We start from the raw sequence: 13,242 nt of genomic DNA, 5'->3' as shown, positions 1-13,242 counted from the left end.
AGCAGTGGCCGTTCGGTCCGGACGGCCCTAACTTGGACGGCGTGGAGACTCTCAGCCGCCGGACGGCCACCGACCAGGCCGGACGCCCGGTGCTCAGCTACGTCGAGAGCACGCGCGCCGGACGTCCCTGGGCCGACCTCGCCCGCGAGCTCGCCCCCGGCGCGGTCGAGGTGATCCTGCGCGAGATGCCGGGCTGGGTGATCTCCTGCGACGAGGACCTCGCCCGCCGCCTGGTCGCCGCGGGCGCCCGCCCGCGGCGGCACGCCCACGTCCACTCGCGGGACCTGCGCGTCGACCCCGCCCCCGCGGAATGGGCCGAGACCGGCTACGGCGTGGTGTCCTGCGACGCCGTCCCCGCCGCCGAGGTGTTCCCCGCCTGGCGCGCCGCCTATCCGGCCGGCCACCCCGACCACAATCCCATCACCGACGCCGAGGCCCTCGAAGGGGAGCTCGCGCCGCTGCTGGCCGGCGAGTCCTACGGCCCGCTGCTGCCCTGCGGGGGGCTGCTGCTGCGCGACGACCGCGTGGTCGCCGGGGTGCTCGTCGGCGGCCACGGCGACCCCCCGCTCGCCGGCCCGTGGATCTACGAGGTCTTCCGCGACCCGAACCCGCGGTACGCCGGCCTCGGCGCCGTGATGCTGCGCCGGGCGCTCGCCCTGGCCACCCTGCACGGGCTGCCCGCGCTCGGCCTGGCCGTCACCGAGGGCAACCCGGCCCGGCGGCTGTACGAGCGCCTCGGGTTCCGGCACGTGCTCTCGTCGGTCACCGTCGTCGTCCCCGGCTGAGCGGCGGTCAGGAGCGCAGGTAGGCCAGCACGGCGAGCACCCGCCGGTGCTGGTCGCCGTCGTCGGCGTACAGGCCGAGCTTGTTGAAGATGCTGCGCACGTGCTTCTCGACCGCGCCGTCGGTGATGACGAGCTGCCGGCCGATCGCCGGGTTGGACTTCCCCTCGGCCATCAGGCCGAGCACCTCGCGCTCGCGCGGGGTCAGCGACGCGAGCGGGTCGTCGCGCCGTCGCCTGACCATCAACTGGGCCACCACCTGGGGGTCGAAAACGGTGCCGCCGGAGGCCACGCGACGCAGCCCCTCCAGGAACTCGTCGACGTCGGCCACGCGGTCCTTGAGCAGGTAGCCGACCGCGCCGCGCGCGTCGGCCAGCAGGTCGTCGGCGTAGGACACCTCGACGTACTGCGAAAGGATCATGATCGGGGAGCCCGGCACCCGCCGCCGGGCCTCCACGGCGGCGCGCAGGCCCTCGTCGGTGAAGCCGGGCGGCATGCGGACGTCCACGACCGAGATGTCGGGACGGTGGGCGACGACGGACTTCACCAGGGCGTCGCCGTCGCCGACCGCGTCCACCACCTCGCAGCCGAACTCCTCCAGCAGCCTGATCAGGCCGGACCTGATGAGCACGGCGTCATCGGCGACGACTACCCGCACGGCACCTCCGCGACGATCAAAGTGGGACCTCCGACGGGCGACTGGACGGCCAGCTCGCCGTCGACCGCGCGCAGCCGGTCGGCGAGGCCGGACAGACCGTGCCCCTTGGCGACGTGGGCGCCGCCGACCCCATCATCGCCGATGCTCAGCACCAGCGTGTCCCCCAGGCGGACGAGCGACAGCGTGCAGAGCTCGGCCCTGCTGTGCTTGGCGACGTTGGTCAGCGACTCGGCCGCCACGTAGTAGACGGTGTTCTCGACGACGGCCGTGTACCGCTCGGCGGTCTGCACGTCCAGCTCCACCGGGACCGTGCAGCGGCCGGCGAGCGCGGCGAGCGCGGGGGCGAGGCCGCGGTCGCTGAGGATCGGCGGCGCGATGCCGCGCGACAGGGCGCGCAGCTCGTCCAGCGTGTCACGGGTCGCGGTGATCGCCTCGGCGATCGTCGCCTGGGCGGCCTGTGGGTCCTTGCGCATCTGGCGCTGGGCCCGCGACAGCTCCATCGCCAGGTGGACCAGGCGCTGCTGCGGCCCGTCGTGGATGTCGCGCTCCAGCCTGCGCAGGGCGTCGGCCTCGGCCGACACCGCGGCGGCGCGTCCCTCGGTGAGGTCGTCGATGCGCTCGCGCAGCTCGGCCACCCCGGTGAGCAGCGCCCGGCCGAGACCGGCCTGCACCAGCGCGGCGCCCCGCAGGACCAGCGGCAGGGTCAGCCCGAACACCGCCCCGACCGCGACGTAGAACAGCGCGTCCACGGTGTAGCCCCTGCCGAGGCCGAGCAGCTCGGGGAGCTGCACGTTGTCGTGCGACTGGGGGATGATCCATCCGTACAGGGGGTACAGCAGCCCGGTCAGCGTCACGCCCCACCACGCAACGGTCAGGACGAAGGTGATGGCCGCCACGGGGAACACCACGATGCCGTGCAGCAGGTCCAGCCACGACTGGCCGTCCAGCAGCGGCTGGATCAGCCGGCGCGTCCGGCCCGCCCCCTCAGGCGCCCGCTTGCGGCGCGGCAGGGCCACGGGCCTGCCGAGGATCTCGGGGAGCCAGCCGCGCTCGACGTTGGCGAAACCCCTGGCCGCCAGCAGGGTCACGGCCAGGATCGGCAGCCCCAGCCACACCACGGCCGTGCCGATCCCGGCCACGAGGCCCGGCAGCAGCAGGCAGAAGCTCAGCACGGCCAGGGGGAAGCCCAGCAGCAGATAGCGGGTGTCCGTGCCGAGACGCTTGAAAGGGGAGGTCATGCCCTCAAAGGTACGAGGCCCGAGGGGGCGCTTCGAGCCAGCGCACAGGCCAGTGGACGGTAGGGCCAGCACTACCGCGACCGGTCAGGTGAGCGGACGGCAAGACACCCGCAGCCGTCACTGCGCGCGCCCCGCCCGCGGCGAGAGGGTCGGAGCACGGGTTCTCCACCCGGATTCCTCTCCCCGTCATACGAGGTGCCCTCATGCCCGCCCAGCTCGCCGTCCCCCCGGTCACCCCGGCCGGACCACCGCCCCCGGCTGCCAGGACCCGCCCCGGCCGCGACGTGTTCATCGACCTGTTGCGGCTGTTCGGCATCGGGATGGTGGTGCTGGAGCACTGGAGCATCCCGGTCCTCTCCTACGCCGGGGGACAGGTCACCACGGGCAACGCCTTCAGCGCGCCGGGCGCGTTCCTGATCACCTGGATCACCCAGGTCATGCCGCTGGTCTTCTTCGCCGGCGGCGCCGCCAACGCGATCAGCCACCGGTCGCACGCCGCGCGCGGCGGCGGGGACGCGCGCTGGCTGGCCGGCCGCGTGCGGCGCCTGGCCTGGCCGGTGCTCCCGCTGGCGGTGGTGTGGATCCCGCTCCCCCACCTGCTGCTGGCGCTCGGGCTGGCGGAGCAGCCCGTGCTGGTCGCCGCCCGGCTGGCCGGGCAGTTGCTGTGGTTCCTCGCGATCTACCTGGTCGCGGTGGCGGCCACGCCGTGGCTGCTGCGCCTCGGCGAACGGTTCGGCGGGCGCGTGCCCGCCGCGCTGGCCGTGGCCGCCGTGCTCACCGACGTGATCCGGTTCACCGGCGCCGAGGCGGCCGGGTACGCCAACGTGGTGTTCGTCTGGCTGGCGGTCCACCAGCTCGGCTTCCTCTACGCCAAGGGCAGGCTCGCCGGGTTCCGGCTCATGGCCGCGGGCGGGTTCGCCACCGCCGCCGCCCTGGTCGCCTTCGGGCCGTACCCGGGCAGCATGATCGGCCTGCCGGGGGCGATCTCCAACATGGCCCCGCCGACCGTGGCGCTGCTCGGCGTGGCGTTCGGGCAGATCGGGCTGGCGATGCTGCTGCGTCCCCGCATCGTCCGCCTGGCCGCGCGTCCCCGGGTGGCGCGGGTCGCGGCGTGGGCGGGCCCGCGCATGATGACCGTCTACCTGTGGCACATGAGCGCGCTGTTCGTCGTCGCGGGCGTGGCCGTGGTCGGCTTCGGCCTGGCGACCCCCGCACCGGCGAGCGCCGCGTGGCTGGCGGGGTGGCCGCTGTGGCTGGCCGCGCTGGCGCTGGTGGCCTGGCCGCTGATCCGGCTGTTCGCGCGGCACGAGGAGCCGCCCGCCGCGGCCGGCGCGGACCCGGGCGCGCTCCGGGTCGCCGCGGCGACGGGCCTGGCGGGGGCGGGGCTGCTCACGCTGACCGTCACCGGCTTCGCGCCGGGCGTCGCCCCGATGCTGGGCGCGGCGGCCGTGCTGACGGGGGTGGCGCTGGTCACGCCGATGCGGCGGCGGGCGAGCGCACGCGCGTCCCGCACGGCGGCGGTGGCGGGGCTCTCGGCGCCGGCCGCTCAGCCGTCCAGCCAGACGTATCCGGCGAACCTGCCGGTCGGGCGGTCGCGCCGGTGAGAGAACAGCTCGGCGGTCTCGATGGTGCAGCGCGCGTCGTGGCGGACGTCCTCCACTCCGGCACGGGCGAGCTGAGCGGCGATCGCGGCCCGCAGGTCCAGGGCCGGGGTGCCCGCGCGGGTGGTCGACCACGCCTCGGGCAGGGCGGCGGCGAACTCGGCGCGCATCGCCTCGGGCACCTCGTAGCAGGCACCGCACGCGAGCGGGCCGACCAGCGCGACCAGGTCGCGGGCGCCGCGGGCGCGCATGGCCTCGGCCAGGGCGGTCACCACCCCGGCGGCGGTGCCGGCGCGGCCGGAGTGCGCGGCCCCGACCAGGCCGGCGGAGGGGTCGGCGAGCAGGACGGGCGCGCAGTCGGCGACCAGCACCGCCAGTCCGAGCCCGGGCCTGTCGGTGAACACGCCGTCGAGCGGGGGCGGCTCGCCGCCGAACGGCCCGGTCACGTGGGCGACGTCGCGGCCGTGGACCTGCCGCATGAACACCACGCCCGCGGGGTCGAGGCCGAAGCCCTCGGCGGTGCGCGCGCGGTTCTCCGCGACGGCCCCGGGGTCGTCCCCCACGCCGCCGCCGAGGTTGCGCGTGCCGTACGCCCCCGAGCTGACTCCCCCGTGGCGGTCGGTGAAGGCCATCCTGACCCGGTCGATCACGAGCACGCCGCCAGTGTACTGAGCGCCCGCGGGGACGGGGCGGGGCGCGTGGGTCAGGAGAACAGCTCCCGCACCTGGGAGACGACCTCGACGATGACCGTCACCTCCGCCGCCCGGGCCGCGAGCCGCCGCAGCGCGTCCAGGACGCGGTCGCGGTCGGGGGACGCCTCCTCCAGCTCGCCGCGCACGTCCGCCAGGTCCCTGGACGCCTTGTCAGGGTCGCGGATCTCGCCGGCGTGCGCGTCGATGAGCCGCTCCAGCCGGTCGAGCAGCTCGGCGGCGTCGTCCCGGGAGACCGGCGCGCCGATGTTGTTGACGGTGGCGCGGGCGTGCGGGCCGAGCGCGATCGGCCCGTCGGCGCGCCCGCTCACCTCGACGCGATACTCGTCGCCCATCGGATGGTCCTCCCGATCGCCTCAGACGGGCGCGCGGCCCAGGTTGTTGACGGTGGCGGAGGAGTGCGCGCCGAAGCTGACCGGCCCGCTCACGGTGCCGCCCGCGCCGACCATGAGCGTGTTCATCGACACGCTCGCGGCCTGCAGGCGGTAGCCGGCGGTGTCGATCCCGCGCTCCTCCAGGAAGTCGAGCACGGCCTCGGTGAGACGCTGCTCGATCAGCTTGGTGTACTTGAGGGTGTCCAGCACCTGGATGTGCGTCTGGGGCTCGGGGGCGGCCCCGATCTCCCGCGCGCTCAGCCGCGCGCCGTACCGGTAGACCAGGTAGTCGGCGGGGTCGGGGGCGGTGAGGGCCCGGCGGGCCGCCTGCCAGGCGGTGCGGGCCAGGCGCGCGGGCGCCGCGGCCACGTCGGCGAGCAGGTGGAGCTTCAGCGCGCGGACGGCCTCCCAGACCAGGCGTGCCACGTTCATCGTGGGCAGCTCGTCGACGATGTGGTAGAGGGCCTTGGCGGGCGGCAGCACGGTGACGACGAACTGCGTGTACAGCATGCGGCCCTCGACGGCCAGGTAGATGAAGGCCGAGGTGAGGACCTCCAGGTCCTCCGCGGGCGCGACCAGCCCGCCGTGCGCGTCCCGGATCTCCTGGCCCGAGCCGCCGACCGTGACGCGCTGGTAGTAGCGCACGCCGCCCTGCGGGTGGCGGATGACGGCGGCGATCTCCTCGGGGGTGGCCTGGTAGCGGGGGCGTCCCTGGTCCTCGGGCCGCTCGTGGCCGGGCGCCTTCCCCGGCCCGCCGTGGATGATCAGCGGGTGGAGGGGACGTCCCGGGCCCGGCGTCCCGAACGCCCCGCGGGTGACGACGTGGTCGCCCATGCGCAGCAGGTGGAGGCTCTCGTTCTGCCTGAGCACGCCGTCGCGCATCTGGACGAGCCGGTCGCGGACGTGGGCGTGCAGCTCCACCGGGTCGATGTCGGCGGGCGCCTGCCGCCGCTCTCCGCCGTCGGCGCCCCGCGCGCGGTCCAGCTCCACCGCGATGGACCAGGCGCGCTCGATGGCGCCGGCGCCCATGAACGCGTCCTCGTTGGCGTACATGGTGACGTTGCCGCGCTGGGCCCTGCGGATGTAGTCGAGACGGCGCGCGAGCTTGGGCGGGTCGGGCCGGGCGGGCTCGGGCTCGGGCGAGCCGGGCTTGAGGGAGCCGACGAGCGTCAGGTAGGTCACGACGCGGTAGGCGAGGGCGATGCCGAGCGTGGCCAGGGGCACGGCGAACACGCCGACCGGCGTGGACCCGGCCGAGCGCAGCATCAGGCTGGAAGCGCCGGTGCCGGGCGCGCCGAACAACAACAGGCCGACCAGGGGGCCGAGCACGCTCACGAACAACGCGACCAGCGCGGTGATCACGATCGTGAAGCCGGAGTAGATCGCCCAGGCCCACAGCAGCAGGCGGACGACCAGCGGCCCGCGGCGTATCCGGTCGAGCGTCAGCAGGGCGTACGGGGTGAGGACGAACAGCCAGCCCAAGGTGGTGACGAACTGCGTGAAGAGCCCCACGACGAAGACGAGCGTGATGAGCAGGTCGCGCACCGCCAGCATGGTGCGGGCGCGACGGCAGTGGTGGATGACCGGGGCCACGTCGAAATCGCCGTACGAGGGGGGAATCGCGCGGAACTCATCGCGCAATGTCTCTTCCAGGACCCTGTTCCGGAATCCGGTGTCCAGGTACGCCCCGGCGCACAGGTAGCGCGTCGTGTTGCCCATGGGCGGCCGGACCGCGTACGGCGCCCCGTACTGCCCGGTCTGGCCCGCCTGCCCCGCCTGGGGCCCGCCCGCCCGGGGATCCTCCACGACCATGCGTCCTCCCGGCGTCCTCCGAGCGTCACGGCTGCGGCAAGCCTAGAGCGGCCCACCTTTATAAGGGGGCTTTTCCAGAGATGTTTCAGAGATACCGGCAAAGGGCGCGACGTACGGCGAGAATCTTCCGGGAATCAGTAGGAACGGCCGGGGGTCGAGCCCCTTTTCGGACCGACGCTAATAACGTTTCTTAGAGCAATGTCGCGTAGAGCTCCCGAGTGCGCGCCGCGATCGCGGGCCAGGAGAAGTGCTCGACGGCGCGGCGGCGGCCGGCCTCGCCCATCGCGGCGGCGCGCGCCGGGTCGGCGAGCAGGGCGTTGACGCGTTCGGCGATGGCGGCGGCGAACGCCTCCGGGTCGTGCGGCTCGCCGTCGACGCCCTGGTCGATGGGCACGAGCAGGCCGGTCTCGCCGTCGGCGACCACCTCGGGGATGCCGCCGGTCGCGGTGGCCACGACGGCGGTCTCGCAGGCCATGGCCTCCAGGTTGACGATGCCCATCGGCTCGTACACCGAGGGGCACACGAACACCGAGGCGCCGGTGAGGATCTGGATCACCTCGGGCCTCGGGAGCATCTCGGAGATCCACACGACGCCCGCCCGGCCCGTCCGCAGTTCCTCGACCAGGCCGGTGACCTCGGCCGCGATCTCGGGCGTGTCGGGAGCGCCCGCGCAGAGCACGATCTGGGCGCCCGGGTCGAAGGCGCGGGCGGCGCGCAGCAGGTGGGCCAGGCCCTTCTGCCGGGTGATGCGGCCGACGAAGACCACGTACGGCCGGCCGGGGTCGATGCCGTGGCGGGCCAGGACGCCGGTGCCGCGGTCGGGCGCGTACTGCGCGGTGTCGATGCCGTTGTGGATGACGCTGACCCGCTCGGGCGCGATCTCGGGGTAACAGGCCAGCACGTCGCGGCGCATGCCCTCCGAGACGGCGATCACCGCGTCGGCGGCGAGCAGCGCGGTGCGCTCGGCCCAGCAGGACAGGGTGTAGCCGCCGCCGAGCTGCTCGGCCTTCCAGGGGCGCAGCGGCTCCAGGCTGTGGGTGGTGACCACGTGCGGGACGCCGTGCAGCATCTTGGCGACGTGGCCGGCGAGGTTGGCGTACCAGGTGTGGCTGTGCACGAGGTCCGCGCCGGCGCAGGCGGCGGCCATCTCCAGGTCCACGCCGAAGACCTGCAGGGCCGCGTTGGCGCCGCCGAGGCCGTCCGGGACCCGGTAGGCGTCCACCCCGGTCTCGGCCCGCGGCGCGCCGAAGCAGCGGACGCGCACCTCGGCCAGCTTCCTCAGCTCCCTGGCGAGGTATTCCACATGGACTCCGGCCCCGCCGTAGACCTCGGGCGGGTACTCGCGGCTCAGGAGATCGACTCGCATGGGACGACCTTAGCGTTCGCCGGTGTTTCGTCGGATTGGGCATGGTAAAGGCGGGTAACGTCGGTGCCATGACGACGAGAATCCTCGCGATCGTGCTGGCCGGTGGCGAGGGGAAGCGCCTGATGCCGCTGACGGCCGACCGCGCCAAGCCCGCGGTGCCCTTCGGCGGGATCTACCGCCTGGTCGACTTCGTGCTGTCCAACCTGGCCAACGGCGGCTTCCTGCGCATGGTCGTGCTGACCCAGTACAAGAGCCACAGCCTGGACCGGCACGTCTCGCGCACCTGGCGGATGTCGACCATGCTCGGCAACTACGTCACCCCTGTGCCCGCCCAGCAGCGGCTCGGCCCGCGCTGGTTCGCCGGGTCGGCCGACGCGTTGTTCCAGAACCTGAACCTGATCTACGACGAGCTGCCCGAGCACTGCATCGTGTTCGGCGCCGACCACATCTACCGCATGGACCCGCGCCAGATGGTGGACCAGCACATCGACTCCGGCGCGGACGTGACGGTCGCCGCCATCCGGCAGCCGCTGTCGCTGGCCGACCAGTTCGGCGTGATCGAGACCGATCCCGCCGGGCGCAGGATCGTCGCGTTCCGCGAGAAGCCCAAGGACGCCATCGGCCTGCCGGACGCCCCCGACCAGATCTACGCCTCGATGGGCAACTACGTCTTCAGGACCCAGGCGATGATCGACGCGCTGCGCGAGGACGCGCTGGACCCGAGCAGCAGGCACGACCTGGGCGGCGACGTGATCCCGATGTTCGTGAAGTCCGGCGGCGCGGAGGTGTACGACTTCGCGCACAACCTGGTGCCCGGCTCCACCGAGCGCGACCGCGGCTACTGGCGGGACGTCGGCACCCTGGACGCCTATTACGACGCGCACATGGACCTGGTGTCCGCCCAGCCGGTGTTCAACCTCTACAACGACCGCTGGCCGATCTACACCGGCCACGACCCGCTGCCGCCCGCCAAGTTCGTCCACGAGGACGGCGACCGGGTGGGGCACGCGCTGGACTCGATGGTCTCCCCCGGCGTGATCGTCTCCGGCGGCACGGCGCGGCGGTCGATCCTGTCGCCAGGGGTGGTGCTGCACTCCCACTCCCAGGTGGAGGACTCGGTGCTCATGCACGGCGTGAAGATCGGCCGGGGCGCGGTGGTGCGGCGCGCGATCATCGACAAGAACGTGGTGATCCCGGACGGGGCGCGCATCGGCGTGGACGCCGACTACGACCGCTCGCGCTTCGCGGTGACCCGCGGGGGCGTGGTGGTGATCGGCAAGAACGAGATCGTCGAGCGGTAGCGACCGGCGAGGATCTCACGTCCGTTGCCCGATCCCATGCCGGAGATTTGGCAACATGTGACCGTTCGGGGGTAGGGCCCGGCGTATGAGCGAGACCAGACGCGAGCCCGACATGGGCGACGACGAGCAGTTGACCGAGATCGAGGAGTGGACCGACAACCTGCCCATCGGCTACGAGATCACCCCGGACGACCCGCGGCAGCGCGACGACCTCGATCGCCGCCTGTGGCGGGAGGCCCCCGACCGCGCCCGTTCGCCGCGCGAGGAGCACCGGCTGGTGGCCCCCGACGAGGGCGCCCGCCCGGACAGAGAGTCCGAGGAGTACGCCGAGGACCTCGGAGCGGACGACGGCGACCTGTCGGCCGAGGAGCGGGCGATCCACATCGAACCCGACTGACCCACGCCGTACGGCCGGACTGGATTGCCCCGATCCATGGGACTTCATACCGGCCGGAGGCGGGGCCGTCGCGCTAGAGTCCAGGTGTGCGGAGATCACGACCGTTCCGGCGGCTGACCGCCGCGGAGCGACGGGTGTGGGACGCCTACCCCTCCGGCGCGTGGGTGGACCTGCGCAGCGGGGACCCCGGCGCCGACGACCCCGCGAAGGGCGCCTCCTGGGGACGGGCGCGCACGGTGCGGGCCGAGGTGATCGCCGCGCTCATGCTGGGCGCCAACCCGCCGGAACCCGGGCAGGTCGCGGGGCTGCGGCTGGCCGGGGCGCACGTCCCCGGGAACCTCGACCTCTCCGACGCCGCGCTCACCACCAAGCTCCACCTGCTGAACTGCCACCTGCCGGGCATCGTCTCGCTGACCGACACCACCGCCAAGGGTGTGCGGTTCCGCGGCTGCGACATCTACCGGCTGCGCGCGGCGCGCTGCACGATCGACGGGATGCTGGAGCTGGACGACTGCACGATCCGCGCCGGCTTACGGCTCGACAACGCGCACATCACCGGGCAGCTCCGCCTGGCCAGGACCGTCCTGCACCCGCCCGACCCCGATGGCGGAGCCTCCGAGAGCTACCTGGAGAACGCCCGCCGCCCGTTCACCGACGCCGAGAAGCGCGAGCGCGGCTGGGACCAGAACCAGTGGGCGCTCTGGGCGGGCGGCCTGACCGTGGACGGCGGCGCGTTCTGCCGCGACCTGCGCGCGCAGGGTGGCCTGCGCATGATCGGGGCACGCTTCAACAGCGGCCTGTACCTGCAGCGCGCCGTGATCGAGAATGAGGGCGGGCACGCCGTGTACGCCGACCACCTGCAGGCGTCCAGCATCGAGTTCAGCGGCGGCTTCACCGCCGTGGGCACGGTCCGGCTCCGCGGCGCCCGGGTGGGAGGGGTGCTGTCGTTCGACAAGGCGGTGCTGTCGGCGCCCGGGAGCGAGCGGTGCCTGCACCTCAGCCACATGCAGGTGGACGAGCTGATCCTGCGGCCGACGTCGATGAGCGGGGAGGTGAACCTCGGATACTCGCGGATCGGCGTCCTGCTCGACGCCGCCGGCTCCTACCCCGCGGCCGTGCGGCTCAACGGCTTCACCGTCGAGTCGCTGCGCGGCGGCATGACGCTGGCCGACCGCCTGTCCTGGCTGGCGCGCGACCCCGAGGGCTACCGTCCGCATCCCTACGAGCAGCTCGCCACCTGGTACCGCAGGATCGGCCACGACCAGGAGGCCCGTGCCGTCCTGCTGGCCAAGCAGCGGGCGCGGCGGGCCACGCTCGGCGTCGCGGGCCGGACGGGCGGGTACGTGCTGGACGTCGCCGTCGGGTACGGGCACCGCGCGTGGCTGGCCGGGGTGTGGTTCGGGCTGCTGCTCGTCGCGGGCACGGTGGTGTTCACGCTGTACCCGCCCTCCCAGGTGGGCCTGGACGAGCGGCGCGTCTTCCACGCCTTCCCCTACACGCTGGACCTGCTGGTGCCGGTGAGCGTCTTCGAGCAGCGCGCCGCGTGGGAGCCGGTGGGGTGGACGCAGTGGCTGGCGAACGTGCTCATCGCCTCCGGGTGGATCCTCGCGACGGCGCTGATCGCGGGGGCCACGCGGGTGCTGCGGCCGCAGGCCGGCTGAGCCGCGCGTCCGGCCGAGCCGCGCGTCCGCCGCGCGCGGGGCCGTGCCGCGGTCCGGTCAGCGTGCCGGGCCCGCGTCGGCGTCGGCGTCGGCCTTCGGAGGAGGGCCGCCGTCCGGCTGGGAGCCGGCGACGTCGTCGGGGTAGGGCGTGCGGGGCCCGCCGAGCAGGCCCGCGCCCGGCCGGGTCCCCGTGCGCTCGGGGCCGCCGGGGAACGCGGTCTCCTCGACCCGCAGGCGCGGCAGGGCCTCGGGGTACTTCTCGCGGACGTAGGCGACCAGGTGCTCGCGCATGTCGCACTTCAGGTCCCACACGCTCGGGGCGTCGGAGGCGCTCATGAGCGCGCGCAGCTCCACCAGGCCGTTGGGCTGGACGCCGGTGACCTGGACCGACCAGTCCTTCTGGTCCCACAGCGGATGGTCGCGCAGCCGCCGGTACAACTCGGTCCTGAGCTCGTCCACCGGGACCGACCAGTCGACGTACAGCAGGACGTGGCCGATGACCCGGCTCTCGTAGCGGGTCCAGTTCTCGAACGGGTTGGTGGTGAAGTAGGAGACCGGCAGGATCAGCCGCCGCTCGTCCCACAGGCGCACGACGACGTAGGTCAGCGTCAGCTCCTCGATGCGGCCCCACTCGCCGTCCACCACCACCGCGTCGTCCAGGCGGATGGCGTCGCTGAAGGCGAGCTGCAGCCCGGCGATGAGGTTGCTGAGCGTGGACTGCGCCGCGATGCCCGCGACCACGCCCGCGATGCCCGCCGAGGCCAGCAGCCCCGCGCCGAGGGCGCGGACGGCGGGGAAGCTGAACAGCATGGCGCCCATGGCCACGATGATGATCACGGCGGCGGCGACCCGGCGGACCAGCGCGATCTGCGTCCGGATGCGCCGCGCCCTGCGGTTGCCCTCGCCCTCGACCGTGCCGAGCCGTTCCAGCACCACGTCGGTGACGGCGTAGGCGGCCTGGATGACCAGCCAGGCGACGCAGGCGATGAGCAGGAGGGTGACGACCTGCTCGATCGCGTTGCCGCTCGGGCCCGGGACGGGGCGGCCGTCGGCGCCGGTGTTCCCCGTCATGCCGGGGACGTACACCGTGTTGAACGCGACCACGCCCGCGGTGGCGAAGCCCGGCCAGGTGCAGCGCTCGACCAGCGGCCCGGCCAGGGAGAACCTGCCGTTGACCCGGCGCGACTTCAGCAGCCTCCGCAGCAGCTCGACCGCGACGATCGCCGCGACGACCGTGAGCACGAGCAGCGTCCAGCTCCCTAGCGATGGCACCGGCGGCGCCCCCTTCGTCGTCGGCTCCCGTCAGGGCGGGGGATCGTGGCCTCCGCCGGCCCCCGGGGCC

Annotated in this window: 12 protein-coding genes; 5 read left to right on the top strand and 7 right to left on the bottom strand. The window is 73.8% G+C overall.

The features are described from left to right. Positions 1-41: 41 nt before the first annotated feature. On the top strand, positions 42-785 hold the full coding sequence (locus BJ981_RS32250) for a GNAT family N-acetyltransferase (protein WP_184617146.1): 744 nt from the start codon (positions 42-44) through the stop codon (positions 783-785). A 7-nt stretch (positions 786-792) separates the two neighbouring features. Here BJ981_RS32250 and BJ981_RS32245 read toward each other — a convergent pair whose 3' ends face one another. Next, positions 793-1,440, bottom strand: coding sequence for a response regulator (locus tag BJ981_RS32245; protein ID WP_184617145.1), 648 nt, complete (start codon positions 1,438-1,440; stop codon positions 793-795). Further along, positions 1,431-2,678, bottom strand: a complete 1,248-nt coding sequence (locus BJ981_RS32240) for a sensor histidine kinase (protein ID WP_184617144.1) — start codon at positions 2,676-2,678, stop codon at positions 1,431-1,433. The genes BJ981_RS32245 and BJ981_RS32240 overlap by 10 nt, the downstream gene beginning before the upstream one ends. A gap of 203 nt (positions 2,679-2,881) precedes the next feature. Between BJ981_RS32240 and BJ981_RS32235 the strand changes: the two genes are divergently transcribed. Then, the gene (locus BJ981_RS32235; protein ID WP_184617143.1) at positions 2,882-4,282 is read left to right on the top strand and encodes an acyltransferase family protein; all 1,401 of its coding nucleotides are present in this window, start codon (positions 2,882-2,884) and stop codon (positions 4,280-4,282) included. On the opposite strand, the gene pgeF is transcribed toward BJ981_RS32235, so the two are convergent. The 4 genes from pgeF to glgA form a co-directional block, all read right to left on the bottom strand. Further along, a complete protein-coding gene (gene pgeF, locus BJ981_RS32230; protein ID WP_184617721.1) occupies positions 4,225-4,911 on the bottom strand; it encodes a peptidoglycan editing factor PgeF in 687 nt (228 codons plus the stop codon). The two genes, BJ981_RS32235 and pgeF, sit on opposite strands and share 58 nt — an antisense overlap. A 71-nt stretch (positions 4,912-4,982) precedes the next feature. Then, complete coding sequence (locus BJ981_RS32225; RefSeq protein WP_184617142.1) at positions 4,983-5,324, bottom strand: hypothetical protein; 342 nt, start codon at positions 5,322-5,324, stop codon at positions 4,983-4,985. Positions 5,325-5,345: 21 nt separating this feature from the next. Further along, positions 5,346-7,175 (bottom strand): AbeC-like domain-containing protein, encoded by a 1,830-nt coding sequence (locus BJ981_RS32220; protein WP_184617141.1) that lies wholly within the window; start codon positions 7,173-7,175, stop codon positions 5,346-5,348. Between the two features lie 190 nt (positions 7,176-7,365). Next, on the bottom strand, positions 7,366-8,541 hold the full coding sequence (gene glgA / locus BJ981_RS32215; protein ID WP_184617140.1) for a glycogen synthase: 1,176 nt from the start codon (positions 8,539-8,541) through the stop codon (positions 7,366-7,368). 68 nt (positions 8,542-8,609) lie between these two features. On the opposite strand from glgA, the gene glgC reads away from it, so the two are divergent. From glgC to BJ981_RS32200, 3 genes are all read left to right on the top strand, one after another. Then, complete coding sequence (gene glgC, locus BJ981_RS32210; protein ID WP_184617139.1) at positions 8,610-9,842, top strand: glucose-1-phosphate adenylyltransferase; 1,233 nt, start codon at positions 8,610-8,612, stop codon at positions 9,840-9,842. Between the two features lie 85 nt (positions 9,843-9,927). Beyond that, positions 9,928-10,239, top strand: a complete 312-nt coding sequence (locus BJ981_RS32205; protein WP_184617138.1) for a DUF5709 domain-containing protein — start codon at positions 9,928-9,930, stop codon at positions 10,237-10,239. A gap of 86 nt (positions 10,240-10,325) precedes the next feature. Continuing rightward, positions 10,326-11,900, top strand: coding sequence for a pentapeptide repeat-containing protein (locus BJ981_RS32200; RefSeq protein ID WP_184617137.1), 1,575 nt, complete (start codon positions 10,326-10,328; stop codon positions 11,898-11,900). Between the two features lie 57 nt (positions 11,901-11,957). Here BJ981_RS32200 and BJ981_RS32195 read toward each other — a convergent pair whose 3' ends face one another. Further along, positions 11,958-13,172 (bottom strand): mechanosensitive ion channel family protein, encoded by a 1,215-nt coding sequence (locus BJ981_RS32195; protein ID WP_184617136.1) that lies wholly within the window; start codon positions 13,170-13,172, stop codon positions 11,958-11,960. Between the last annotated feature and the right edge of the window lie 70 nt (positions 13,173-13,242).

The organism is Sphaerisporangium krabiense (assembly GCF_014200435.1).
GTDB lineage: Bacteria > Actinomycetota > Actinomycetes > Streptosporangiales > Streptosporangiaceae > Sphaerisporangium > Sphaerisporangium krabiense.
This window is presented reverse-complemented; position numbering and strand designations above follow the sequence as displayed.